The sequence below is a fragment of the Streptomyces cinnabarinus genome (assembly GCF_027270315.1).
Taxonomy (GTDB): domain Bacteria; phylum Actinomycetota; class Actinomycetes; order Streptomycetales; family Streptomycetaceae; genus Streptomyces; species Streptomyces cinnabarinus.
In genome coordinates, this window is sequence record NZ_CP114413.1 from 4,368,495 (window position 1) to 4,392,063 (window position 23,569).

The window sequence follows — 23,569 nt, forward strand, 5'->3', positions numbered from 1 at the left end:
GGTTTGTTGGGCCGATCGGACCTGACGCGGGGTTACGCCAGAAGGTGCCGGTTCGGGGCCTTCGCCCGGTCCGCGTACTCCGGGAGTTCGAGTACGTCGACGCCGGCCGAGGTGAGCAGGCCGGTGCCGTCCGCCGCCACCACGAAGGTGTCCGGCTCCCGCCACGCCGTGACCACCCGGCGGACGCCCGCGTCCAGGATCAGCCGGGCGCAGGGGGCGGGGCGGGAGGAGCGGTGGGCGCAGGGCTCCAGGCTGCTGTAGACCGTCGCGGAGGGCAGGCGCGGGTCCTCGGGGTCGATCTTGGCGAGGGCCGCCTCCTCGGCGTGCACCACCGGGTCGTCGCCCTCGCGGGAGTGGCCGCGGGCGAGTTCGGTGCCGTCGGCGGCGACGACCACCGCGCCGACGCTGAACGCCGTGTCGGAGGGCGGGCACAGCTCGGCCAGCTCGCAGGCGAGCCGCAGCCAGTGGTGGTCGGCGGCGGCCGGGACATCGCCCTCGCCGGGTGCGGTCGGCTCGTAGCGCATCAGGACGACGTCCTGGATACGGCGGGTCTCCACCAGGCGCAGTCGTCCCTGCTGGTATGCGCCGGGGCCGAACAGGCGCGGGGCTGCCGGGTCGCCGACGAACAGCGGGGCCAGGACCAGCTGGAGTTCGTCCGCCAGGCCCTCCCGGAGGAGCTGGGTGTGGATGGTGCCGCCGCCCTCGACCATCAGCCGGTGTACGCCCCGGGCGTGCAGGTCCGCGAGCAGGCGGCGCCAGTCGAGGTCGGCGCCGAGGGAGACCACGTCCGCCGCGAGGCCGGCGGCACGGGCCGTCTCCGCGCCCTTGTCCGTCGTATAGACGGCCTTCTCACCGCCCGTGTGCCAGAAGTTCGCCGCCGGGTCCAGGTCGCCGCTGCCGCTGACGGTGACCTTCAGGGGGTACTCCGGCCGTCCCGCGGCGATCCGGGCCGCGCGCCGCTCGGGCGAGTTCACCAGCAGCCGCGGGTTGTCGGCGCGGATGGTGCCGGCGCCGACCAGGATCGCGTCGACCGAGGCGCGTACCTCGTCGACCCGGTCGAAGTCGGCGGGGCTGGAGAGCAGCAGCCGCTCGGGGCCGGTGTCGTCCAGGTAGCCGTCGAGGGAGACGGCGGCCGACAGCAGGACGTAGGGGAGGGGCATCGGTGCTCCATCGGGGCCGGCGGGGCGACGGGGTCGGGGCGGTGGGGCAGCAGGGTCAGGTCGGCGGGCTTGGTTCAAGTTTTAAGCAAACCTACACTGGAGGCATGACGACCCGCTGGCTCACCCCCGAGGAGCAGCGCGCCTGGCGCGCGTACATCGGTGCCGCCCACCTCCTGGAGGACACCCTGGACCGGCAGCTCCAGCATGACGCCGGCATGCCGCACCTGTACTACTCCATCCTCGCCAATCTCTCCGACTCCCCGGACCACCGGCTGCGGATGACCGACCTCGCGGAGCAGCTGAAGATCACCCGGAGCCGGCTGACGTACGCCGTGACGCGGCTGGAGAAGGACGGTCTGGTGGCGCGCGAGGAGTGCCGGTGGGACAAGCGGGGCAGTGTCGCCGCACTGACGGAGGAGGGGATGGCCGTCCTGGAGCGGACGGCGCCCGGTCATGTGGCGACCGTGCGAGCGGCTCTCTTCGATCACCTCACGCCCGAGCAGGTGGGCCAGCTGGAGGAGATCTTCAGCGGGGTCACCCGGGTGCTCCAGGGCGGGGACGCGGCCGACATGCCGTGGCTGCGGCGCTCCTCGTGCGGTGGTGAGTGAACCACGCGTGAGCCGCGCCACATCGCAGTTGCTTCAAACTTAAAGCATGAGCTAGGGTCTCGATTCGAGGATCTGCTTCAAATCTGAAGCAGCAACCCAGGACGACCGGAGACCCGCATGTCCGAGCACCCCGCCGCCACCACGCGCTCCCGCGTCCGCGTCCCGCTGCGCTTCCAGGACGGCTACAGCGTCGACGCCGACCTCGTCACCTTCCACGGCCTCACCGACGGCCAGGAGCACGTGGCCGTCGTCCTCGGCGACCCCGGACCCGTCCCGCTCGTCCGGCTCCACTCCGAGTGCCTGACCGGCGATGTCTTCGGCTCGGCCCGCTGCGACTGCGGCCCGCAACTGCGCGAGGCGGTCGAGCGCATCGCCGAGCGCGGCGGAGTGCTCCTCTACCTCCGCCAGGAGGGCCGCGGCATCGGCCTCTACAACAAGCTCGACGCGTACGCCCTCCAGGACCAGGGCCTCGACACCTACGCCGCGAACGCCGCCCTCGGGCTGCCCGAGGACGCCCGCGACTACACGGCCGCCGCCCAGATGCTGGCGGCCCTCGGCGTCGACGAGCTCGACCTGCTCTCCAACAACCCGGACAAGGCGGCCCAGTTGCGCGACCTCGGCATCGCCGTGCGCGACCGCGTCCCCACCGGCGTCTTCACCACCGCGCACAACGTCCGCTATCTGCGCGCCAAGGTCCTCCAGACCCAACACACGCTGCCGCTCGGCGAGTTGACGGAGCGTTCGGCGGTCTGAACCGCTTTCGAATTGGCTCTCCGACGTCTGGTGCGCAGCTGTTCGACTACGTACAGTGCTGCGGCCGGGCTGTGACTGGGGGGTTGCCGTGGGGCGATTAGGGCGTGCGGGACTTGGGCGTACGGGGCGGAGAACCGTCCTGCTGGGCGGGGCGCTGGTGCTGCTGGGCAGCCCCTGGCTGCGGGAACCGCTGTACGAGTACCAGCCCGACAAACCCGTGGTGTCCTTCGTGCACCGCGCGCTGTACGTCCCGACGTGGGATCTGTCGCCGAGTTCGGAGGGCTTCGCCGAGCCGCTCTACCTCGCGGGCAACACGGCCCTGATCGTGCTGCTCGCCGGTGTTCTGCTCACGACCCGGCTGCTGACCCGGAGCCCGGCCTCCGGCGGTCTGCGGTGGCTGGCCGCGCTCGGCGCGGGCGTACTCCTCTCGCTCGTCGCGGCGGTGACGTCCTGGGCCGTGGTCAAGGCCGACGGCGACGAGTCCCTGCTCTTCTTCGGCTCCCCCACGAACGCGGTGATCGTCAACTTCCTGGTGGACGGCCTCGTCTTCGGGGTGCTGCTGGGCCTCGGCCTGGCGATCGCGTCCGGCGGGACCGGTACCCGCGCAGCCATGTCCCGTATCCGCGAACGGAGCAGCACCATGGCCCCTTCCTCGGCACCCCGGTCGTCCGACGTCCCCGGCGGTGCCGTGGGCTCCACCGCGCCCGACGACACCACCCGCCACCTGTGCGCGGCCGCCTACACCGACCCCGGCTTCACCCGCCGCGTCGTCGAGGACGTGCTGCGCGACGAGTTCGGCGCGATCGCCCCCTCCCCCGGCGTCGACCTGGTACCGGTGGTCCGCCACAGCCTCGCGGCCCGCCGGCTGCACAGGGCCCGCGACCACCGGCTCGCCGCCGTGTACCTGCTCATCGCCGCCTTCGGACCGCTGTGGCTGGTCTACGGCCACCTCTCCTTCAAGGCACTGGCCGCCGCCTCCCGGGCCCCGCGGCGGGCGGTGCGCGGACGGGAACCGGTGGACACCGCGGCGGCCGTACGGTGGCTGGTCGCTACGGTCGCCGGGATCCTGCTCGCCGGAGTGCTGCTCGGCATGTTCCTCTCCGCGCTGCCGCTGTCCGGGGTGTGGAGCTGGCTCGCCGGGTCGTACGCGCGGGGCGTCCCGCCGCTGCTGGCGGTGATCGGCAGTGGGGTGTGGGCGTTCTGGATCATGAGCCAGGAGGAGCTGAACACCGACCGGCTGATGCGCGCGAGCCTGCGGCGCGAGACCTTCGACGCGCAGGCCCGCCCCGAGTCCGCCGCCGAGCCCTCCGCCGAGCCCTCGTGGGCGACGGCCGGAGTGCGGGCCATGGCCAAGTCGCAGTCCGGCAACGTCACCGTCTACAGCGGCTTCTCCCCCTTCATCGGCCAGGGCGTACGGCAGTCGCAGTGGGCGCTGTCCCTGCCGCTGCTGCCCGCCGCGCCCGGCACCCCGCTCACCGGCTTCGACACCTGGGACGCGGTGGAGCAACTGCGCGCCCGGCTCCGGGAAGCGGCCGCGCGGCCGCCCGTCGACGGCGGGCCCAGCCTCGCCGCGCTGGAGGTCGAGGACCGGGTGTTCGTCAGCGGCACCCAGCTGGCCGAGGACCGCCGCCTGCTGCCCGCCCTCGTCAAGGCCCCCACCACCCGGCTCTCCGACGCCGCCGTACGCGAGATCGCGCTGGACCCGCAGGGCACGCCCCGGCACTGTCTGGCCGCCCATCTGCCCCTGTGGGGCGGCGCGGTGGTGCCCAGTCAGCTGCTGCACATCGCGGTCGTGGGCAAGACCCTGCACCTGCACTGCGACCGCCATGTCCTCACCCCGCTCCGCCCCGACCTGCGCGGAGTGGACCTGCTCCCCGCCTCGCTCACCCCCGCGCACCGGGCGGGCCTGCTGCTGACGGCCCTGCGGCGCAGTGGCGCGGCCCTGTTCGGCGCGCCCCGGGCCGTCGTGGGCGACGCCCTGCGCGAGTGGGGCAGACCCCGCCGGCGGCGCCGGGAGCGGGCGGCCGCGCAGACGGACCCGGCCTTCGACCGCGGGGCACGGCTGAGCGTCCGTGAGCACGCCATGAGCGCGGAGTACCTGGACCACTTCCAACGCGTCGACGCCGAGCGGGCGTTCGCCGCGCTGGACCGGCACGCCCTGGCCGCCGTGCGGGACTTCCTGGACGAGCGCGGGGTGGACACGACCGACTTCCGCACCCAGACGCAGACGATCCTCAACCACGGTGTCCTCCAGACCGGCGGGGTCAGCGTCGTCGGCAACCAGGCCGTCGGCCAGGCCGCCCAGGCGACCGCCCACAACGCCACGGCCACGGCACCGGCCCCGCAGTAGCGCATCAGTCCGAAAGCGCGACAGCTCAGGAGCTCGACAGCTCGACAGGAAGGAAGCCCTGATGTCCCAGCAGCCGCCCGAGGGAACGAACTTCGGTGTGCAGCAGTTCGGCGGGCAGAGCCAGGTCGCCAACCAGGCCGTGGGCCCCGGCGCGCGGGCCGTGGCCGGCCAGGTCTCCTTCCAGTCCCTCACGGCCGACCAACGGACCCAGATCCACGACCACCTGGCCCTGGTCGAACGCCTCCTGGACGAGCACCGCGCGGGCCTCCCCGACCAGGACTCCCCCCGCGCGGAGCTCCGCCGCCTGCGCGACGAACTGGGCGAGTCCGCCCCCGAACCGGGAGTAGTACGCCGGGCCCTGGACCGCCTGACGGCTTTCGCCGAACCGGTGGCCCCGCTGGCGGCGGCAGTGGCCGCGCTGGCCTCGGCGATCCCCTCGCCCTGACCGGAATCGGGGCTTCCTGTCACAGGACAGCCACAGCACCCCCACGCGGCGCCGAGGCAGCGCATGATTCCCTCTCAGCGTTCTTGATCCTCTGGGGGACCCATGAAGACCCGTAAAGCCGCCGCCGCCATAGCCACCCTGCTCGCCCTCGGCACGGCGGGCCTCACGGCGTGCGGCAGCAGCGACGAAGCCGACCCCGCCGCCTGCAAGGCCGCCATGGCCGAGCAGATGAAGGACGCCATGGAGAGCGGCAAGGAGGGCAGCCGCCCCGGTGCCTGCGACGGCCTCAGCGACAAGGAGATCGAGAAGATCGCCGGCGAAGTCGTGGGCGACCAGATGGAGGACTCCCTCGGAGACCTCGACGCAAGCCTCGACGACTCCCTGGAGGACCTGGAGACGGCGGCCCCGTGACCGGCGCGGCAGCCCGCCGCCAGGCACGAACCGGCCTGCCGGCCAGGCCCGCCTGAACGCGAATCAGCCCCTGCCCCGCGGTCTCCACCGCAGGCCAGGGGCTGATCACTCGGTAGGCCCTGTGGGACTCGAACCCACAACCAATGGATTAAAAGTCCACTGCTCTGCCAATTGAGCTAAGGGCCCAGGCGATGTTGCCCCCACGAGCATAGCCGGACGTGGCCGGGTCTCCGATCGGGTATTGGGGACACGGCCGCGTCCGGGGCGTACGGGGCTACGGATCGACCGGTTCGGGGGCGCCGGCGCGGGCCGCCTCGCGGGCGATCGTGCGGGCGTGCTCGGGGTTGAGGAACCAGTGCCGGGCCGAGGCCAGCCACCAGGTCGCGGCGAAGCCGAGCACGGCCAGGACGGCGACCGGGGCGTAGTTGAAGGTCTCGGCGGTGACCGGGGAGACCTGCGGAAGCATGAAGAGGACCGTGATGACGCCGACCCAGCCCACCGCCACCACACCGATCACCTTCGACCAGCGCCCGAGATGCCAGGGCCCGCGCTCGAACTCCTCTCCCTTGCGCAGCCGCAGCAGCGTGGGGATGACGTAGGCGATGTAGAGGCCGATCACCGCGATCGAGGTCACGGCCGCGTACGCCGTCACATTGATCAGGTAGGGGAGGCCCAGGACGAGCGCCCCGAGCGCGGCCAGCCACACCGCCGCCACCGGGGTCCGCGTGCGCGGGCTCACCGAGTGCCAGATGTGCGAGTAGGGCAGCGCGCCGTCGCGCGAGAAGGCGTAGATCATGCGGCTGTTGGCGGTGACGGACGCCATCCCGCAGAACAGCTGTGCCCCGATCACCACCAGGAGCAGCAGCTTTCCCGCCGTCGCGCCGAGCGCGTCGAGCAGGATCTGGGCGGGCGGGGCGCCGGTCGGGGAGTTGAGGGCCCCGTCGTAGGACTGGATCGCGAAGGTGAAGCCGAGCAGGAGGACGAGGCCCGCGATCCATGAGGTCCAGATGGACCGCACGATGCCCTGGGGGCCCGCCGTGGAGGCGTCGTGCGTCTCCTCGGTCATATGGGCGGAGGCGTCGTAGCCGGTGAAGGTGTACTGCGCCATCAGCAGGCCCAGCGCGACGACGTAGACCCCGCTGCCCCAGCCCGTGTTGTTGACGAACTCGCCGAAGACGAACGACGCGGACCGGTGCTCGTCCGGTACGAAGGTCAGCGCGCCGACGATGACCGCGACCCCGATGACGTGCCACCACACGCTCACGCTGTTCAGCAGCGCGACGATCCGCACGCCGAAGGTGTTCAGCAGGCCGTGCAGGACCAGGATCCCGGCGAAGAGCAGGATCGTGCGGCCGGGCGTCACCTCGAAGTCGAACTGGAGGTTCAGGTACGCGCCCAGGAAGGACGCCGCGCCGAAGTCGATGCCCGCGGTCACCGCGACCTGCCCGAGCACGTTGAACCAGCCCGTGAACCAGGCCCAGGCCGCCGCGGTACGGGGCGGGGCCAGCCGGTGGGCCCAGAAGTACAGGCCCGCCGAGGTCGGATAGGCCGAGCAGATCTCCGCCATCGCGAGCCCGACGAACAGCGTCATCAGACCTACGGCCACCCAGCCCCAGGTGATCACCGCAGGCCCGCCGGTGTTCATGCCGAACAGATACAGCGTCAGACAGCCCGACAGCACCGAGATGATGGTGAAGGAGACCGCGTAGTTGGAGAACGCCGACATACGGCGGGCGAGGACCTGTGTGTAGCCGAGCTGGGCCAGCCGCTCTTCGTCGGAGACTTGTCCGTCACTTGTCATGCCCCCAGCAATTCCCGCCTGATGGGCGTGACATGCGTCACAACTGGCTAAAAAGAAGGCCCGCACGACCGAAATCGTGCGGGCCACTGCTCTTACGGCTCAGGGTCAGCCGTTGCGCTTCCAGCGCGGCTTGTCGTCACGGCGGCCGAAGGAGGAGGAACCGGTGCCACCGCGGTGGTCGTCACGGCGGCCGTAGGGGCGCTCGTGGCCGCCGGAGCGGAAGCCGGGGCGGTCACCCTGGCGGTCGCGGTTGAACGGACGGTCGCTGCCACGGTGCCCACCACGCTCGTCGCGGCGCTCGAAGGAGCGGCCACCACGGTCGTTGTCCCGGCGGAACCCACCACGGTCGTTGTCACGACGCTCGAACGAACGGCCACCACGGTCGTCGAAGGAACGGCCGCCACGGTCGTCGCGACGGAAACCGTCCCGACGGTCGTTGTCCCGGCGGAAACCGCCCCGCTCGTTGTCACGACGCTCGAAGGAACGGCCACCACGGTCGCCGTCCCGACGGTCGTTGTCCCGGCGGAAGCCACCGCGGTCGTTGTCCCGACGGTCGAAGGAACGCTCACCACGGTCGCTGTCCCGACGGAAACCGCCCCGGTCGTTGTCGCGGCGCTCGAAGGAACGCTCACCACGGTCGTTGTCCCGGCGGAACCCACCACGGTCGTTGTCACGACGCTCGAAGGAACGGCCACCACGGTCGCCGTCCCGACGGTCGTCACGGCGCTCACGACGCTCGTACGAACCCTCGGCACGCTCGGCCCGGTCCACGTCCTGCGCCACCGGCTGCTCCGGCACGGCCGCCTCGGCCGCGGCCACCGCCGCCTGCGCCTCGGCCACCGCGGCCTCCGGGTCCTCGCCGCGCTCACGGGCGACCCGGGCGACCAGACGGTCCGCCTCCTCGCGCAGCTCGGCCGCACGCCGCTGCGCACGCTCCAGCTGCTTGGTGAGGTGGGAGACCTCACGCTCGGCCTGCTGCGCGGCGTTGCCCGCGGACTCCGCCTGCACCTCGGTCATCGAACGGGCGCCGGTGATCTCGGCGACCTCCGGGTCGAAGGCGGCGCCGCCCTGGATGATGTGACGCCCGGCGTCGACGCCGGCGTCCTCCATCAGACGGAAGATCTGACGCCGCTGGTGCGGCAGCGACAGGGACACGACCGTGCCCGTGCGACCCGCACGCGCCGTACGGCCGGCCCGGTGCAGGTAGTCCTTGTGGTCACCGGCCGGGTCGACGTTCAGCACCAGGTCGATGCCGTCGACGTGGATACCGCGCGCGGCGACATCGGTGGCGACGAGGACGTTGACGTACCCGTCCTTGAAGTCCGCCAGCGTCCGGGTGCGCGCACCCTGCGTCATACCGCCGTGCAGCGCGTCCGCCTTCACCCCGGCGTCCTGCAGCTGCTCCGCGACACGGTCGGCGCCGAGCTGGGTGCGGACGAAGATGATCGTGCGGCCCTTGCGGGAGGCGATCGCGGCCGTGACCGGCGCCTTGTCCTTGGGCTTCACGATGAGGATGTGGTGCGACATGGTCGTCACCGCGCCCTGGGCGGCGTCGACCTCGTGGCTGACCGGCTCGTTCAGGTAGCGGGAGACGAGGGTCTGGATCTCGTTCTCCATCGTCGCGGAGAACAGCATCCGCTGACCGCCCGCCGGAACCTGGTCCAGCAGCTCGGTGACCTCGGGCAGGAAGCCCAGGTCGGACATCTGGTCGGCCTCGTCGAGAACGGCGACCTCGACGTCCTCCAGGGAGCAGGCGCCCCGGTTGATGATGTCGCGCAGCCGGCCCGGAGTGGCCACCAGCACGTCCACGCCGCGCTCCAGGGCGTAGATCTGGTTGCCCATCGACGTACCGCCGCAGACGACCTTCATCTTCAGGCCGAGCTGGTCACCGTAGGGCTGGAGGGCGTCCGCGACCTGCATCGCGAGCTCACGGGTCGGGGTGAGGATCACGGCGCGCGGACGGTGCTTCTCGGTACGGCCGCCGGAGAGGCGGGCGAGGGTCGGCAGACCGAAGGAGAGGGTCTTGCCGGAGCCGGTGCGACCGCGGCCCAGGATGTCCTTGCCGGCCAGGGCGTCCGGGATGGTCGCGGCCTGGATCGGGAAGGGGGTGGTCACGCCGTTCTGCGCGAGCTTGCGCACGACGCCCTCGGGGAGACCGAGGTCCGCGAAGGTGACCTCGGGGGTCTCCTCGACGGAGTCGCTCGCGCCACCCTCGACGACGACGTCGTTCTCGTCGTTCTCGGGCAGGACGATGTGATCAGAACTGGAAATGGACATGCGTATGCGAAACCTTCCGGAGTCTCGTCGGCACGCGCCCGTCAACTCCGTGATTCGCAATACGACCGCCTCTATGCGGTCAGCCACGGCAAGGGAGAGAACGCGCCACACGGCGCGCTCTGCGTTGGCGCCGGGCAAATGGGATCAAACGATCTACCACCATACGCACCCCCACCCCCCCAAGGCAAACCGAGTCCGGTAGACCTACGTCACACCGGAGCCCCGGCCTCCGGCGCGGGCTCGCGCCGGAGCATCGGCTCCGCCTCCCCGTGCGCCGAGGAGGACGGCTCGGCGACCGTCGGCGAGGCGGTGACCGTCGGCTCGGGCTGCGTCGGCGTCGGGGTCGGCTCAGCCGGACGGGTCGGCGTCGGCTGCTCCTTCGTCGGCGCGGGCGGACCACCGGGCTTCTCCGTCCGGTCCGGCTTGCCCGGCTCGTGAGCGTCCTCACTCGGCCCCGCCGACGCGGGTGCCGACGGCGACGCCGACTCCCCGTCCTTGCCCTTGCCCTTCCGCTTGCCCTTGCCCTTCCGGTCCCCCTTGCCGTCCTTGCCCCGCTTGCCGTCGGACACCGCGGCCCCGTACCCCGCACCCCCGCCGGACACCGCCGACCCGCCGTCCGGCGCCTCCCCACCACGCCGCCCCGCCGAGTGCGACGGCTTCGCGCCCTTGTCGGCACCGTCGTCACCCACGCTCATACACCCCGCGGCAGCGGCGACGGCCATGACGGTGGCGACCAGACGGACAGGTACGTACAAGGGGCGCACGGGCAGCCACCTCCGGTGGAGGATGAAGGAGTCAACCTCCCCAACTCCCCCCGCCCACAAGAGGACACGCGACCCGCGTCAGCCGGGGCTCACCCGTACCCGAGCGCATGCAGCCGGGCGTCGTCGATACCGAAGTGATGCGCGATCTCATGCACCACCGTCACCTCGGTCTCCGCCACGACGTCCTCCCGCGAATCGCACATCCGCAGCGTCGGCCCCCGATAGATCGTGATCCGATCCGGCAGCACCCCCGCGTACCACTCGCCCCGATCCGTCAGCGGCGTGCCCTCGTACAGCCCCAACAGCTCGGGATCGTCCGCGGGCGGCTCGTCCTCCACGAACACCGCGACGTTGTCCATCAACCGCGTCAGCTCCGGCGGAATCCGGTCCAGCGCCTCGGCGACCAGTTCCTCGAACTCCTCGCGCGTCATCTCCAGCACAGAGCCATTGTCCGGTACGCGAGGCCCGTACGAGAGCCGCCGACGCCCGGCATATCAACCCGCACCCTTGGGCATACGGGACCAATGTCCCGCGTCCCAGCCGCAGACCGGATACTGACCGCAGCCCACCGCATCCGCAGGACCCCGCGCACTCTGGCCCGCCGACGCCGCACCCGCCGGGCGCCGCCCAGCACGCTCCGGCTCACCCCTCGGCCGAACCCCTGGATCCGCGCCCTGGGACTGGTCACCGTCGTCCTGCTCGGCGCCTGGCTGGGACTGCTGGTCGTGGGCAACGTACGGGTCTCCGTCGGCCCCATGGACACCACCATGACCCTGCGCCCCTCGGTCAGCGGCGGCACAAAGATCAACATCTCACCGCTCGGCGCACTCCAGCTCGACAGCCACATCGCACCGGTCCGCCTCGACGTCAACGTCGACCAGCTCGACCCCGAACGCGCCCAGGCCCTGGTCGACCACCCCGAACGCCTCTCCGGACTCCAGGACGAAGTCGCCCACGACGTCGCCCACGGCACCCGCGACCTGGCCCTGCGCTCCTGCGTCGCCGTCGTCACCGGCGCCACCGCACTCGGCCTCGCCGTCTACCGCCGCCCCCGCCGCGCGCTGGCCGCGGGCGGCCTGGCCCTGACCCTGCTGGCAGCGTCCGGCGGCACGGCGGCGGCCACCTGGAACCCGAACTCGGTACTGGAACCCAGGTTCTCCGGACTCCTGTCCTCGGCCCCCTCCCTCGTCGGGGACGCACGCAGCATCGTCACCGAATTCGACGTCTACCAAAAGGAGTTGGCGCGCCTGGTCACCAACGTGACCAAGCTCTACGACGCGACCTCCACCCTCCCGGCGTACCGGCCCGACCCGACGACGATCCGCGTACTCCACGTCTCCGACATCCACCTCAACCCGGCGAGCTGGAAGATCATCGCCTCACTGGTGGAGCAGTACCAGGTCGACGTGATCGCCGACACCGGCGACACGATGGACCACGGCACGGCGGCGGAGAACGGCTTCCTGGACCCGATCGAGGACCTCGGCGCGCCCTACGTCTGGGTCCGCGGCAACCACGACTCGATGCTCACCCAGCGCTATCTGGAGGACCTGAAGAACGTCCACGTCCTCGACGAGGGCCACGCCCGCACCATCGCCGGCCTGCGCTTCGCGGGAATCGGCGACCCCCAGTTCACCCCCGACCGCACGAACAGGACCGGCGCCGAGGCCACTCAGGAACTGGCCGGCGCCCGACTGGCCTCGGCCCTGCGCGACCAGCGGGCGGCGGGCAGGCCGGTGGACGTGGCCATGGCCCACGAACCATCGGCCGCACGCGAGGTGGACGGCGAGGTCCCGTTGATCCTCGCCGGCCACCTCCACCACGACGAGATGGAGATCCTCGAACAGGGGACGCGCCTGCGCATCGAAGGCTCGACGGGCGGCAGCGGCCTGCGCGCGGTGGAGGGCGACTACCCGGACCCCATCGAGGCGTCGATCCTCTACTTCGACCGGGACACCCGTCGCCTCCAGGCCTGGGACGAGATCGAACTGGGCGGTCTGGGCCTGACGACAGCCGAGGTCAGCCGCCACCTCCCGGAGGAGAACCAACCGGGTGTGTCACCCACCCCCACCCCCTCCCCGTAAACCGTTTTGGCGATCCCTCCCGCCATCCCATATGCTTCTCACGTCCCCGACGCGCTGAGAAGCGCGCAGGCGGGCCGATAGCCCTCATCGTCTAGCGGCCTAGGACGCCGCCCTTTCAAGGCGGTAGCACGGGTTCGAATCCCGTTGGGGGCACGCAGTACGGTGTGCGACACTGTTGCACGCAAAGCTTGGTCCTGTGGAGCAGTTTGGAGTGCTCGCCACCCTGTCAAGGTGGAGGCCGCGGGTTCAAATCCCGTCAGGACCGCTGAGGTTTCCCCGGAAGCCTCGTGGCTGGGTAGCTCAGTTGGTACGAGCGATCGCCTGAAAAGCGATAGGTCGCCGGTTCGACCCCGGCCCCAGCCACAATCGCTGAACAACGCAACGCCCTCGTCGAGATCATCGGCGGGGGCGTTGCGCTGTCGTGCGTTGCTTGTCGTGCGGCGGGACGACCGTGAACATTCGAGCCTTCAATGGTTGACGGCACAACTGAGCGCGCTTTGTATTGCCTTGCGGGATACCGCTATAGGAGTAATGTCCGAAATGGCGGCCAGCGGGAAAGTCCCCCTGCGCCTCTATGCACACGTACTCCGCGCGCTCACCACAAGGTGGAATGTCATGCGACGCGTATTCTTCCTCATCCCCATGGCCATCATCGGCCTCATCGCGTTTCTCGCCCCGACGGCCTCGGCGGTCAGTCCCCACTTCGTGGGCACACCGACTGCCACCCGCTCGGGCAACAGCCTCACGGTCTCCGGTAAGGAGGCCGGACTCGGCAACCAGCAGTCCGTCGACATCAGAGTGACCGCCGACGCCGCATGCATCAACCCCGGCGGCCAGGACCCCAACGCCGCGAACAAGCAAAGTGTCGCCGGCGGAGGACAGTTCCCGGTGCAGAACGGCAAGGCCAAGTTCACGGTGACTGTGACGGCCACCTTCAAGCCTTCGTGCAGCCCTCCGATGACTGTGCAGTTCAGCAACGTCGTAGTCACTGACATCGGAAACGGCATCTCCGTCTCGCTGCCCGGAACCTTCTGACTCGCGAGCCTCACTCCGAGGCCCAGCACACGATCAAGGCCCCGACATTCGGATCGGGGCCTTGTGGTGACTGTGGCCGAAGCCCGGAAGCTGATAGTGACGCGGGGCCCGGGCAAAAGCGTTCGCCAGAAAAATCTGTGGGATGAGATCCTGGGTCGCGTATGTCTACGCACCCTGCCCCCGCCCTCGGCGCCCTCGCCCCCCGTCTGACCGAGCTCTCCTTGCGCGACGCGCATCGGATCGGTCGGCGGCTCGAAGGTGCGCGCAAGATCCGCAAGCCGGAGGCTCGCGCCGCTGTGCTCGCCGAGATCGAGGGCGAGGTGGCGAAGGCCGAGGAGCGCATGGGGGAGCGGCGGGCCCGGGTGCCGGCCGTCTCGTACCCCGAGCAGTTGCCGGTCAGCCAGAAGAAGGACGAGATCGCGGCCGCAATCCGTGATCATCAGGTCGTCATCGTGGCCGGTGAGACCGGGTCCGGCAAGACCACGCAGATTCCGAAGATCTGTGTGGAGCTCGGGCGTGGTGTGCGGGGCATGATCGGGCACACCCAGCCCCGCCGGATCGCCGCCCGTACCGTCGCCGAGCGGGTCGCCGAGGAACTGCGTACACCGCTCGGCGAGGCCGTCGGCTGGAAGGTCCGCTTCACCGACCAGGTGAATCCGGAGGCCACCTTCATCAAGCTGATGACGGACGGCATCCTGCTCGCCGAGATCCAGACCGACCGTGAGCTGCGCGCCTACGACACGATCATCATCGACGAGGCGCACGAGCGGTCCCTGAACATCGACTTCCTGCTCGGGTATCTGGCGCAGTTGCTGCCGCGCCGGCCCGATCTCAAGGTCGTGATCACCTCCGCGACCATCGACCCCGAGCGGTTCTCCCGGCATTTCGGCGACGCCCCGATCGTGGAGGTCAGCGGGCGGACGTACCCCGTGGAGGTGCGCTACCGCCCTCTCCTCGAAGAGGACTCCGACGACGCCGACCGCGATCAGATCACCGCCATCTGCGACGCCGTGGAGGAGCTTCAGGGCGAGGGCAAGGGCGACATCCTCGTCTTCCTCTCCGGTGAGCGGGAGATCCGGGACACCGCGGACGCTCTGGAGAAGAAGAAGTACCGGTTCACCGAGGTACTGCCGCTGTACGCGCGCCTCTCGCACGCCGAGCAGCACCGCGTCTTCCAGCCGCACACGGGTCGCAGGATCGTTCTGGCGACCAACGTCGCCGAGACCTCGCTGACCGTTCCCGGGATCAAGTACGTCATCGACCCCGGCTTCGCCCGGATCAGCCGCTACAGCCATCGCACCAAGGTCCAGCGGCTCCCCATCGAGGCGGTGTCCCAGGCCAGCGCCAACCAGCGCAAGGGCCGTTGCGGTCGTACGAGTGACGGTGTCTGTATCCGGCTGTACAGCGAGGACGACTTCCTTGCCCGGCCCGAGTTCACCGATGCCGAGATCCTGCGTACGAATCTCGCTTCCGTCATCCTCCAGATGACCGCCGCCGGTCTCGGTGACATCGAGAAGTTCCCCTTCATCGATCCGCCGGACCACCGCAACATCCGTGACGGTGTCCAACTCCTCCAGGAACTGGGCGCGTTGGACCCGGCGCAGAAGGACGTGCGCAAGCGGCTCACCGACACGGGCCGCAAGCTGGCCCAGCTGCCCGTCGACCCTCGCCTGGCCCGGATGGTCCTGGAGGCGGACCGGAACGGCTGTGTCCGCGAGGTCATGGTGATAGCCGCCGCGCTGTCCATCCAGGACCCGCGTGAGCGTCCCGCCGACAAGCAGGCGCAGGCCGACCAGCAGCACGCCCGCTTCAAGGACGAGACCAGCGACTTCCTCGCCTATCTCAATCTCTGGCGCTATCTCCGCGAGCAGCAGAAGGAGCGGGGTTCCAGTTCCTTCCGGCGGATGTGCAAGCAGGAGTATCTGAACTTCCTGCGGATCCGTGAGTGGCAGGACATCTACACGCAGCTGCGGACGGTCGCCAAGCAGATGGGCATCCATCTGAACGAGGAGGACGCGGCCGAGCAGAGCGTGCATGTGTCCCTGCTGGCCGGTCTGCTGTCGCACGTCGGTATGAAGGACGTGAAGGACGGCAACAAGAACGAGTATCTGGGCGCCCGCAGCGCCAAGTTCGCGATCTTCCCGGGTTCGGCTCTCTTCAAGAAGCAGCCGCGGTTCGTCATGTCCGCCGAGCTGGTGGAGACCTCACGGCTGTGGGCCCGGGTCAACGCGAAGATCGAGCCGGAGTGGGTCGAGCCGCTGGCCGGGCATCTGCTGAAGCGGACGTACTCCGAGCCGCACTGGGAGAAGGACCAGGCCGCGGTGATGGCGTACGAGAAGGTGACGCTGTACGGCGTGCCGATCGTCGCCCAGCGCAAGGTGAACTACGGCCGGGTCGATCCGGAGGTCTCCCGCGAGCTGTTCATCCGCAACGCGCTCGTCGAGGGTGACTGGCGCACCCATCACAAGTTCTTCGCGGACAACCGCAAGCTGCTGAGCGAGGTCGAGGAGCTCGAACACCGGGCGCGGCGGCGGGACATCGTCGTCGACGACGACACGCTGTTCGACTTCTACGACCGTCGGGTGCCCGAACACGTCGTCTCCGGCGCCCACTTCGACTCGTGGTGGAAGCGGAAGCGGCACGAGGAGCCGGAGTTCCTGGACTTCGAGCGGGAGATGCTGATCCGGGAGTCGGCGGAGGCGGTCACCAAGGCCGACTATCCGGACTCGTGGCGGCAGGGGCCGTTGAAGTTCCGGGTGACGTACCAGTTCGAGCCGGGCGCGGACGCGGACGGTGTGACGGTCCACATCCCGCTCCAGGTGCTGAACCAGGTCACCGACGAGGGCTTCGACTGGCAGATCCCGGGGTTGCGGGAGGAGGTCGTGACGGAGCTGATCCGTTCCCTCCCGAAGCCGATCCGCCGCAACTACGTGCCGGCGCCGAACTTCGCCAAGCGCTTCCTGGACACGGCGGTCCCGCTCCAGGAGCCCTTGACGGTGACGATGGCCCGCGAGCTGAAGCGCATGGTGGGTGTGCCGTTCGAGGCGGACGACTTCGACTGGGCGAGGGTGCCGGATCACCTCCGGATCACCTTCCGGATCGTGGACGAGCGTCGCCGCAAGCTGGCCGAGGACAAGGATCTGGAGGCGTTGCGGCTCCAGCTGAAGCCGAAGGCGCGCCAGGCGCTGTCGCAGGCCGCGGCGGCCACCGCCTCTCGTGAGGGCGGGGAGTCGCTGGAGCGCAAGGGTCTGACCGACTGGTCGATCGGCACGCTCGCCCGGGTCTTCGAGACGCGTCGGGCGGGGCAGCCGGTGAAGGCGTACCCGGCGCTGGTGGACGACGGCGACACGGTCTCCGTGCGGCTCTTCGACAGCGAGGCCGAGCAGGCCCTGGCGATGTGGCAGGGCACCCGGCGGCTGATCCTGCGCAACATCCCGGTCAACGCGGCGAAGTACGCCTCCGACAAGCTGACGAACGCCCAGAAGCTCGCCCTGTCGGCCAATCCGCACGGCTCGATGCAGGCGCTGTTCGACGACTGCGTGATGGCGGCGGCGGACAAGCTGATGGGGGACTTCGGGGGGCCGGCGTGGGACGAGGAGTCGTACCGGAAGCTGTACGAGAAGGTCCGTGCGGAGATCGTCGACACCACGGTGCGTACGGTCGGGCAGGTGCAGCAGGTGCTGGCCGCCTGGCAGGCCTGTGAGCGGCGTCTCAAGGCCGTGCAGAGCCCGACGCTGCTGGCAAACCTGACGGATGTCCGTAAGCAGCTCAACGCGCTGGTTAAGCCCGGCTTCGTGACGTCGGCGGGGATTCGGCGGCTGCCTGATCTGATGCGGTATCTGGTGGCGGCGGACCGGCGGCTTCAGCAGATGCCCACGGGCGTCCAGCGGGACACGACCCGTATGGAGAAGGTCCATGAGATGCAGGACGAGTACGCGTGGCTGCTGGAGCAGATGCCGCAGGGGCGTCCGGTGCCGCAGCAGGTGCTCGATGTCCGCTGGATGATCGAGGAGCTCCGGGTCAGCTATTTCGCCCATGCGCTCGGCACGGCGTACCCGGTCTCGGACAAGCGGATCGTGAAGGCGATCGACACGCTGGCGCCGTAACGGCTCCCGCACAGAGGGTGAGTTCGACCAGGACACCCACCCTCCTGTACAGTCTCTTCTCGCAGCGCAACGCAGGAAAAAGCGCCGCGAAACCTGGTCCTGTGGAGCAGTTTGGAGTGCTCGCCACCCTGTCAAGGTGGAGGCCGCGGGTTCAAATCCCGTCAGGACCGCATCGATGAAGTAGAGCCCGGCCCGTCAAGGGTGCGGGCTCTACTCATGCCGCCACACAACCCGACAACCTCACCGCCCTGCCAAGGTGGAGGCCGCGCCCGCGGCGCAGCCGCAATCGGGTACAGCAAATCCCGTCAGGACCGCATCAACGCAGAAGGGCCCGGATCGAAAGATCCGGGCCCTTCTGCGTTGCCTCGTAGAGGGCACGAAGGTGCCCCGCGTCCGCTCACGCCGTCTTGACGGCGTCACATTCGCTCGGTACCCAGAAACCAGGGCTCCTTCTCCGTACGGCCCCTGGAGGTGGCGTATGGCGGCTTCGGCTAGGCACGAGACGCGGGCGTTGCTCCGCGCGCATCTGTCGGCCGCTTCGTCCTACCGGCATCTCACCCGGCACTGTCCGATCTGCCATCAGCTCCTGCGGCTCGCGATGGACTCTCCACCGCCCTCCGCCGACCACACGCCCGACGAGCAGGTGGAGGCCGCCGAGCCCGTCGAGGACGGCAGTCCGTCCCCCGCGTGACGCTCGCCGGCCTCAACACCCGCCCCGCCGGGGGGCGCTGGAGGGCATGCCTCCTCTAGCGCACATACGCCAAAGGCAACAAGCTCCCTGGCATGTGACGGGTGTCACCGCATGAGTTTCCGGAACCGCGGTACTTACACCCCACCTACAACTGGTCAATTTAATATGTGCAATTGCACCACCCACGGGGCCGCGTCCACAGGAGATCCGACACCCCTCCCCAGGCTCCGACAAGGCCACACACAGAGCCGTCCCTGAGCCTGTCAGGACGCACAAAAAAGATCGCGCTGGACCCGGCGGAGTCCAGCGCGATCTACGACGCACCCTGTCAGTTGCCTGAAGCCGTGGGCGTGGGTGCTGTTGGGGCAGTACCCGCGTCGCTTGGAGCTGTAGGGCCCGGACGCCTCGGCATGTTGGGGGAACTGCCGAATTGCCCGGTTATGTAGTTGTTCAGGCTTCGCTGCGCTGCTGCGGGATGCCCGCGAGCAGAGCGCGGACCTCAGCCTCGCGGTAACGGCGGTGTCCGCCGAGCGTACGGATGGACGTGAGCTTTCCGGCCTTCGCCCACCGCGTGACCGTCTTGGGGTCGACGCGGAACATGGTGGCGACCTCAGCCGGGGTCAGCAGCGGCTCGGCATCAGGGGTGCGAGCGGTCATGAGCGGCCTCCTCGGGAGAACCGAACCTTCTCGGTTCTTTCCTCTAAATTCTGCACCTTGACCCGCGTTGCCCGAAATGGCGGACGCGAGTCGAGTCGGTTATAGGACGAACGGCTTGTCCTCGGCACTACAACTACACCATCTGTCCAGCCGCGTCGGCCAAACCGATGGAATTGCCCCTCCAGGTGTTCATCAGCGACGGAAGCCGATGGACCATGCCATAGCGGACAGTCACGCCGCTGTGACGATCAGTCACAGGGCGATCAGGAGTCACCAGACCCCCCAAAGCGTGCAATGCGAGCGGAGCCCTCCCCGGACTCCTTGTCCTATTTTGGCATGAGGGGGGGCAAGAGACGCAAGGGCCGCGTAAGTGCGGTCCATCACGCTTGACACACCTTGAGGTGAACGCCCGGATCGGGTCGTACGTCCCTTGTTGACGAAACTTCAGCAACTCGGGTCGCATGTGAGGGAGGACGAAACCCCAAAATGGGCGTCTGGTCAAACGTCAGTTCGTGACCTGGGCCACACTCGGCAGCCTCAGGGGCTCAGTTGGCCGACCGCCGGTCCCGTACCGACCGCCACCGCTCCACCAGCCGCCCGTACGCCGCACCCGCCGCAGCCCCGTCCCCGGCGCGCAGCGCGGCGATGCCCTCGGCCACGTCCGCCGCCGAGTGGTCGTCCTCCAGCTCACCGGCCGGCAGGACGTGCACCAGGCCGCCGTAGTCGAGTTCGACCAGGGAGCGCGGATGGAACTCCTCCAGCCAGCGCCCGACCTCCACCAGGCCGTCCATCAGCGGCCCTTCCTCGATGGTGTCCTTCAGCGTCCTGAGCGCCCGCGCCACCCGGCGCCGCGCCTGCACCATCGGCGTGCGGTACCGCAGCAGCGGCGGGATCTCGCCGGTGCCCTTGTCGTAGCGCCGCTCCTCGTCGGAGACCAGCACGAACCAGTGCAGCGGCACCTGCCAGGTCGAGGTGCGGATCCAGGGCCGGGCGTCCGGATTGCGGGACAGCCACCGCTCGTAGTCCTGGGTCGCCTGCCGCCGTACGACCGGGGGGAGTACGGCGTCCAGGACCGGTGCCGGGAACTCCTCGGCCAGATCGCCGAGCGCCTGCCAGCCGCGCAGCCTGGTGCGCCACGGGCAGACGCACACCACGCCGTCCACCTCCAGCACGAACGCGTCCAGGCTCTCGTGCACCGGCACCGGGACCGGCGGGGTGGGCAGCAAGTCGGCGAGGGCGCGGCGCAGTTCGTCCTGGTACGAGGGGCGGTCGGTGCGGCGGGCGTAGCGCGTCCAGTGGCCGCGCTCGGGTTCGGGGAAGGCGGCCAGCGGCTCGTACACGCGCAAGTAGGCCGCGTACGGGACGATCACCGAGGACACCTTGGGCACGCCTGCTCCCTCCCCCGCCGTCTGCCAGGAAAACCTGCGAAACCCGCTCACAAAGCGGCGGGAAAACTATGCAAATCGTCGCACGGGGGTACACCGGGAGTAGGTGATCCTGAGCACGTCGAGGTGGCGGGGCGCCCCAGGCTCTAATCTCGTCCCACACAGCTCCCGCCACCCGTACGGGAGCTGCTCCGAACCGCCGCTACTTACCCAGGAGTCACCACAGTGACCGACGTAACCGACGGCGTCCTGCACACCCTGTTCCAGTCGGAACAGGGGGGTCATGAGCAAGTCGTGCTCTGCCAGGACCGTGCCAGCGGCCTCAAGGCCGTCATCGCCATCCACAGCACCGCGCTGGGCCCCGCCCTCGGCGGTACGCGCTTCTACCCCTACGCGACCGAGGCGGAGGCCGTCGCCGACGCCCTCAACCTGGCGCGCGGGATGTCGTACAAGAACGCCATGGCCGGTCTTGACCACGGCGGCGGCAAGGCCGTGATCATCGGCGACCCGGAGACGATCAAGAGCGACGAGCTGCTGCTCGCCTACGGTCGCTTCGTGGCCTCCCTCGGCGGCCGCTACGTCACCGCCTGCGACGTCGGCACCTATGTCGCCGACATGGACGTCGTGGCCCGCGAGTGCCGCTGGACCACCGGGCGCTCCCCCGAGAACGGCGGCGCGGGTGACTCCTCCGTGCTCACCGCGTTCGGCGTCTACCAGGGCATGCGCGCCTCCGCCCAGCACCTGTGGGGCGACCCGTCGCTGCACGGCAGGCGGGTGGGGATCGCGGGCGTCGGCAAGGTCGGCCACCACCTGGTCGAGCACCTCGTCTCGGAGGGCGCCGAGGTCTTCGTGACCGACGTCCGCGAGGACGCCGTGCGCCGGATCACCGAGCGGCACCCCGGGGTCACGGCCGTGGCCGACACCGAGGCGCTGATCCGGATCGAGAACCTCGACATCTACGCGCCGTGCGCGCTCGGCGGCGCGCTGAACGACGACTCCGTGCCGGTGCTGACCGCCAAGGTGGTCTGCGGCGCCGCCAACAACCAGCTCGCCCACCCGGGTGTGGAGAAGGACCTCGCCGACCGCGGGATCCTCTACGCGCCGGACTACGTGGTGAACGCCGGCGGTGTCATCCAGGTCGCCGACGAGCTGCACGGCTTCGACTTCGAGCGGTGCAGGGCGAAGGCGGCCAAGATCTACGACACCACGCTGGCCATATTCGCACGTGCGAAGGCGGACGGGATTCCGCCGGCCGCCGCGGCCGACCGGATCGCCGAGCAGCGGATGTCGGAGGCCCGCCGCGCCCGCTGACGGGCCGCTCCTCGAGGCGCTCTTGAACGCGTCCGGTACCCGTCGGCGAGCACTTAGAGAGAACTCTCACGTTCGTCGGCGGGTCGCCCGCCCAGAAGTAGTTAAAATCGCGGTTGACCAGCGGGGACGGGGCGCCCCGAGGGTCCTGGGTCCAGGCACGTGCTGCGGGCGACGTACCGTATGCGCGTGGGCTCAGGTACCGTGGAAGCCCTACGGGCCGGTCTCTCCGAGGAGAGTCCGTTCCGGATCATGAACGCGTGTCAAGACTCTGGGGCCGTCGAGCCCCGTCACCGAGGGGGTCGAGCCATGGGGCGCGGCCGGGCCAAGGCCAAGCAGACGAAGGTCGCCCGCCAGCTGAAGTACAACAGCGGCGGGACTGACCTGTCGCGTCTGGCCAACGAGCTGGGCGCTTCGACTTCGAACCAGCCGCCGAATGGCGAGCCGTTCGAGGACGACGAAGACGACGATGACCCGTACGCCCAGTACGCGGATCTGTACAACGACGACGATGAGGACGAGGACGACGAGTCCGGTCCCACGTCACAGTCTCAACGCCGCGGCGCTTGACGTTCCAGCTGTGCTCTACCCGGTCCGAGGCGGTTCCCGCCGCCGGACCGGGTTTTGCGCTGCCTTGTGCGCCCTGTGCGGGGGTCAGACCGCGTAGTCGTTGATCAGCTCGGCGCCCGTCTCGTGGTCGCCCCGGTCCGTGATCTCGCCGGCGACCCAGGACTCGACCCCGCGGTCGGCCAGCGTCGCCAGTGCCACGTCCGTGGACTCCTCCGGCACGATCGCGATCATGCCGACGCCCATGTTCAGGGTCTTCTCCAGCTCCAGACGCTCGACCGAGCCGGTCCTGCCGACGAGGTCGAAGATCGGGGCCGGGGTCCAGGTGGCGCGGTCGACGATCGCGTGCAGGCCGTCCGGGATCACGCGGGCCAGGTTGGCGGCCAGACCGCCACCGGTGACATGGCTGAACGCGTGCACCTCGGCGGTCCGGGTCAGCGCCAGACAGTCCAGCGAGTAGATCTTGGTGGGCTCCAGCAGCTCCTCGCCGAGGGTGCGGCCGAACTCCTCGATCCGCGCGTCCAGGGCGAGCCCGGCCTGGTTCAGCAGGACGTGCCGGACCAGCGAGTACCCGTTCGAGTGAAGACCGGAGGCCGCCATGGCGATCACGGTGTCACCCTTACGGATGCGATCCGCGCCGAGCAGCCGGTCGGCCTCCACGACGCCCGTACCGGCGCCCGCGACGTCGAAGTCGTCCGGACCGAGCAGGCCGGGGTGTTCGGCCGTCTCGCCGCCGACCAGGGCGCAGCCGGCGAGGACACAGCCCTCGGCGATGCCCTTCACGATCGCCGCCACCCGCTCGGGGTGGACCTTGCCGACGCAGATGTAGTCCGTCATGAACAGCGGCTCGGCGCCGCACACCACGATGTCGTCCATGACCATCGCCACGAGGTCGTGGCCGATGGTGTCGTAGACGCCCATCTGACGTGCGATGTCGACCTTGGTGCCGACACCGTCGGTGGCGGAGGCCAGCAGCGGGCGCTCGTAGCGCTTGAGGGCGGAGGCGTCGAAGAGGCCGGCGAAACCGCCGAGGCCGCCGAGGACCTCGGGGCGCTGGGTCTTCTTCACCCACTCCTTCATCAGCTCTACGGCGCGGTCGCCCGCCTCGATGTCGACGCCCGCGGCTGCGTAGCTGGCACCAGTGGTCTCTGCAGACATGACCTTGAG

19 protein-coding genes and 5 tRNA genes are annotated in these 23,569 nt (G+C 69.8%); 15 read left to right on the forward strand and 9 right to left on the reverse strand.

Features of this window, described 5'->3' with window-relative positions; all coding sequences use genetic code 11:
- Positions 1 to 32: 32 nt before the first annotated feature.
- Complete coding sequence (locus STRCI_RS19625; protein WP_269660265.1) at positions 33 to 1,160, reverse strand: dihydrofolate reductase family protein; 1,128 nt, start codon at positions 1,158 to 1,160, stop codon at positions 33 to 35.
- A gap of 104 nt (positions 1,161 to 1,264) precedes the next feature.
- Between STRCI_RS19625 and STRCI_RS19630 the strand changes: the two genes are divergently transcribed.
- The 5 genes from STRCI_RS19630 (at position 1,265) to STRCI_RS19650 (ending at position 5,727) form a co-directional block, all read left to right on the forward strand.
- Positions 1,265 to 1,768 (forward strand): MarR family winged helix-turn-helix transcriptional regulator, encoded by a 504-nt coding sequence (locus STRCI_RS19630; RefSeq protein ID WP_269660266.1) that lies wholly within the window; start codon positions 1,265 to 1,267, stop codon positions 1,766 to 1,768.
- 117 nt (positions 1,769 to 1,885) lie between these two features.
- A complete protein-coding gene (locus STRCI_RS19635; protein ID WP_269660267.1) occupies positions 1,886 to 2,521 on the forward strand; it encodes a GTP cyclohydrolase II in 636 nt (211 codons plus the stop codon).
- A gap of 88 nt (positions 2,522 to 2,609) precedes the next feature.
- On the forward strand, positions 2,610 to 4,871 hold the full coding sequence (locus STRCI_RS19640; RefSeq protein ID WP_269660268.1) for a hypothetical protein: 2,262 nt from the start codon (positions 2,610 to 2,612) through the stop codon (positions 4,869 to 4,871).
- Between the two features lie 61 nt (positions 4,872 to 4,932).
- Positions 4,933 to 5,316, forward strand: a complete 384-nt coding sequence (locus STRCI_RS19645) for a DUF5955 family protein (protein ID WP_269660269.1) — start codon at positions 4,933 to 4,935, stop codon at positions 5,314 to 5,316.
- Between the two features lie 102 nt (positions 5,317 to 5,418).
- On the forward strand, positions 5,419 to 5,727 hold the full coding sequence (locus tag STRCI_RS19650) for a hypothetical protein (RefSeq protein WP_269660270.1): 309 nt from the start codon (positions 5,419 to 5,421) through the stop codon (positions 5,725 to 5,727).
- 113 nt (positions 5,728 to 5,840) lie between these two features.
- On the opposite strand, the gene STRCI_RS19655 is transcribed toward STRCI_RS19650, so the two are convergent.
- The 5 genes from STRCI_RS19655 to STRCI_RS19675 form a co-directional block, all read right to left on the reverse strand.
- Positions 5,841 to 5,913 (reverse strand) — tRNA-Lys (locus STRCI_RS19655).
- A gap of 88 nt (positions 5,914 to 6,001) precedes the next feature.
- Positions 6,002 to 7,528 carry an amino acid permease gene (locus STRCI_RS19660; RefSeq protein WP_269660271.1) on the reverse strand — a complete coding sequence of 509 codons (1,527 nt, stop codon included), beginning with the start codon at positions 7,526 to 7,528 and terminating at the stop codon, positions 6,002 to 6,004.
- 105 nt (positions 7,529 to 7,633) lie between these two features.
- Positions 7,634 to 9,805 carry a DEAD/DEAH box helicase gene (locus STRCI_RS19665; RefSeq protein ID WP_269660272.1) on the reverse strand — a complete coding sequence of 724 codons (2,172 nt, stop codon included), beginning with the start codon at positions 9,803 to 9,805 and terminating at the stop codon, positions 7,634 to 7,636.
- 209 nt (positions 9,806 to 10,014) lie between these two features.
- On the reverse strand, positions 10,015 to 10,569 hold the full coding sequence (locus STRCI_RS19670) for a hypothetical protein (protein WP_269660273.1): 555 nt from the start codon (positions 10,567 to 10,569) through the stop codon (positions 10,015 to 10,017).
- Positions 10,570 to 10,658: 89 nt separating this feature from the next.
- Positions 10,659 to 11,009 (reverse strand): metallopeptidase family protein, encoded by a 351-nt coding sequence (locus tag STRCI_RS19675; RefSeq protein WP_041819691.1) that lies wholly within the window; start codon positions 11,007 to 11,009, stop codon positions 10,659 to 10,661.
- 84 nt (positions 11,010 to 11,093) lie between these two features.
- On the opposite strand from STRCI_RS19675, the gene STRCI_RS19680 reads away from it, so the two are divergent.
- The 8 genes from STRCI_RS19680 (at position 11,094) to STRCI_RS19715 (ending at position 18,485) form a co-directional block, all read left to right on the forward strand.
- The gene (locus STRCI_RS19680) at positions 11,094 to 12,653 is read left to right on the forward strand and encodes a metallophosphoesterase family protein (RefSeq protein WP_269660274.1); all 1,560 of its coding nucleotides are present in this window, start codon (positions 11,094 to 11,096) and stop codon (positions 12,651 to 12,653) included.
- Between the two features lie 80 nt (positions 12,654 to 12,733).
- Positions 12,734 to 12,806 (forward strand) — tRNA-Glu (locus STRCI_RS19685).
- A gap of 37 nt (positions 12,807 to 12,843) precedes the next feature.
- A tRNA-Asp gene (locus tag STRCI_RS19690) sits at positions 12,844 to 12,918 on the forward strand.
- A gap of 24 nt (positions 12,919 to 12,942) precedes the next feature.
- Positions 12,943 to 13,016 (forward strand) — tRNA-Phe (locus STRCI_RS19695).
- A gap of 252 nt (positions 13,017 to 13,268) precedes the next feature.
- Positions 13,269 to 13,688, forward strand: coding sequence for a hypothetical protein (locus tag STRCI_RS19700; RefSeq protein WP_269660275.1), 420 nt, complete (start codon positions 13,269 to 13,271; stop codon positions 13,686 to 13,688).
- Between the two features lie 161 nt (positions 13,689 to 13,849).
- Complete coding sequence (gene hrpA / locus STRCI_RS19705) at positions 13,850 to 17,794, forward strand: ATP-dependent RNA helicase HrpA (protein WP_269660276.1); 3,945 nt, start codon at positions 13,850 to 13,852, stop codon at positions 17,792 to 17,794.
- A gap of 95 nt (positions 17,795 to 17,889) precedes the next feature.
- Positions 17,890 to 17,964 (forward strand) — tRNA-Asp (locus tag STRCI_RS19710).
- A gap of 308 nt (positions 17,965 to 18,272) precedes the next feature.
- Positions 18,273 to 18,485: a DUF6274 family protein gene (locus tag STRCI_RS19715; protein WP_269660277.1), complete on the forward strand. Its 213-nt coding sequence runs from the start codon at positions 18,273 to 18,275 to the stop codon at positions 18,483 to 18,485.
- Between the two features lie 450 nt (positions 18,486 to 18,935).
- Here STRCI_RS19715 and bldC read toward each other — a convergent pair whose 3' ends face one another.
- On the reverse strand, positions 18,936 to 19,142 hold the full coding sequence (bldC, locus tag STRCI_RS19720; protein WP_003949541.1) for a developmental transcriptional regulator BldC: 207 nt from the start codon (positions 19,140 to 19,142) through the stop codon (positions 18,936 to 18,938).
- Positions 19,143 to 19,687: 545 nt separating this feature from the next.
- Positions 19,688 to 20,530, reverse strand: coding sequence for a DUF8083 family protein (locus STRCI_RS19725; RefSeq protein ID WP_269660278.1), 843 nt, complete (start codon positions 20,528 to 20,530; stop codon positions 19,688 to 19,690).
- A gap of 222 nt (positions 20,531 to 20,752) precedes the next feature.
- Here STRCI_RS19725 and STRCI_RS19730 point away from each other — a divergent pair, with 222 nt between their 5' ends.
- Both STRCI_RS19730 and STRCI_RS19735 read left to right on the forward strand, forming a co-directional pair.
- Positions 20,753 to 21,838 carry a Leu/Phe/Val dehydrogenase gene (locus STRCI_RS19730; RefSeq protein ID WP_269660279.1) on the forward strand — a complete coding sequence of 362 codons (1,086 nt, stop codon included), beginning with the start codon at positions 20,753 to 20,755 and terminating at the stop codon, positions 21,836 to 21,838.
- A 306-nt stretch (positions 21,839 to 22,144) separates the two neighbouring features.
- Positions 22,145 to 22,405 carry a DUF3073 domain-containing protein gene (locus STRCI_RS19735; RefSeq protein WP_269660280.1) on the forward strand — a complete coding sequence of 87 codons (261 nt, stop codon included), beginning with the start codon at positions 22,145 to 22,147 and terminating at the stop codon, positions 22,403 to 22,405.
- A gap of 84 nt (positions 22,406 to 22,489) precedes the next feature.
- On the opposite strand, the gene purM is transcribed toward STRCI_RS19735, so the two are convergent.
- Entirely contained in the window at positions 22,490 to 23,560 is a 1,071-nt protein-coding gene (gene purM, locus STRCI_RS19740; protein ID WP_269660281.1) for a phosphoribosylformylglycinamidine cyclo-ligase, read from the reverse strand.
- Positions 23,561 to 23,569: the final 9 nt, after the last annotated feature.

Excerpts from the sequence above, each read along its gene's own strand:
- STRCI_RS19665 (WP_269660272.1), bottom strand. The coding sequence starts at position 9,805 with ATGTCCATTTCCAGTTCTGATCACATCGTCCTGCCCGAGAACGACGAG.
- STRCI_RS19630 (WP_269660266.1), top strand. The coding sequence starts at position 1,265 with ATGACGACCCGCTGGCTCACCCCCGAGGAGCAGCGCGCCTGGCGCGCG.
- purM (WP_269660281.1), bottom strand. The coding sequence starts at position 23,560 with ATGTCTGCAGAGACCACTGGTGCCAGCTACGCAGCCGCGGGCGTCGAC.
- STRCI_RS19680 (WP_269660274.1), top strand. The coding sequence starts at position 11,094 with ATGTCCCGCGTCCCAGCCGCAGACCGGATACTGACCGCAGCCCACCGC.
- hrpA (WP_269660276.1), top strand. The coding sequence starts at position 13,850 with ATGTCTACGCACCCTGCCCCCGCCCTCGGCGCCCTCGCCCCCCGTCTG.
- STRCI_RS19650 (WP_269660270.1), top strand. The coding sequence starts at position 5,419 with ATGAAGACCCGTAAAGCCGCCGCCGCCATAGCCACCCTGCTCGCCCTC.
- STRCI_RS19660 (WP_269660271.1), bottom strand. The coding sequence starts at position 7,528 with ATGACAAGTGACGGACAAGTCTCCGACGAAGAGCGGCTGGCCCAGCTC.
- STRCI_RS19625 (WP_269660265.1), bottom strand. The coding sequence starts at position 1,160 with ATGCCCCTCCCCTACGTCCTGCTGTCGGCCGCCGTCTCCCTCGACGGC.
- bldC (WP_003949541.1), bottom strand. The coding sequence starts at position 19,142 with ATGACCGCTCGCACCCCTGATGCCGAGCCGCTGCTGACCCCGGCTGAG.
- STRCI_RS19700 (WP_269660275.1), top strand. The coding sequence starts at position 13,269 with ATGCGACGCGTATTCTTCCTCATCCCCATGGCCATCATCGGCCTCATC.
- STRCI_RS19635 (WP_269660267.1), top strand. The coding sequence starts at position 1,886 with ATGTCCGAGCACCCCGCCGCCACCACGCGCTCCCGCGTCCGCGTCCCG.
- STRCI_RS19735 (WP_269660280.1), top strand. The coding sequence starts at position 22,145 with ATGGGGCGCGGCCGGGCCAAGGCCAAGCAGACGAAGGTCGCCCGCCAG.
- STRCI_RS19715 (WP_269660277.1), top strand. The coding sequence starts at position 18,273 with ATGGCGGCTTCGGCTAGGCACGAGACGCGGGCGTTGCTCCGCGCGCAT.
- STRCI_RS19645 (WP_269660269.1), top strand. The coding sequence starts at position 4,933 with ATGTCCCAGCAGCCGCCCGAGGGAACGAACTTCGGTGTGCAGCAGTTC.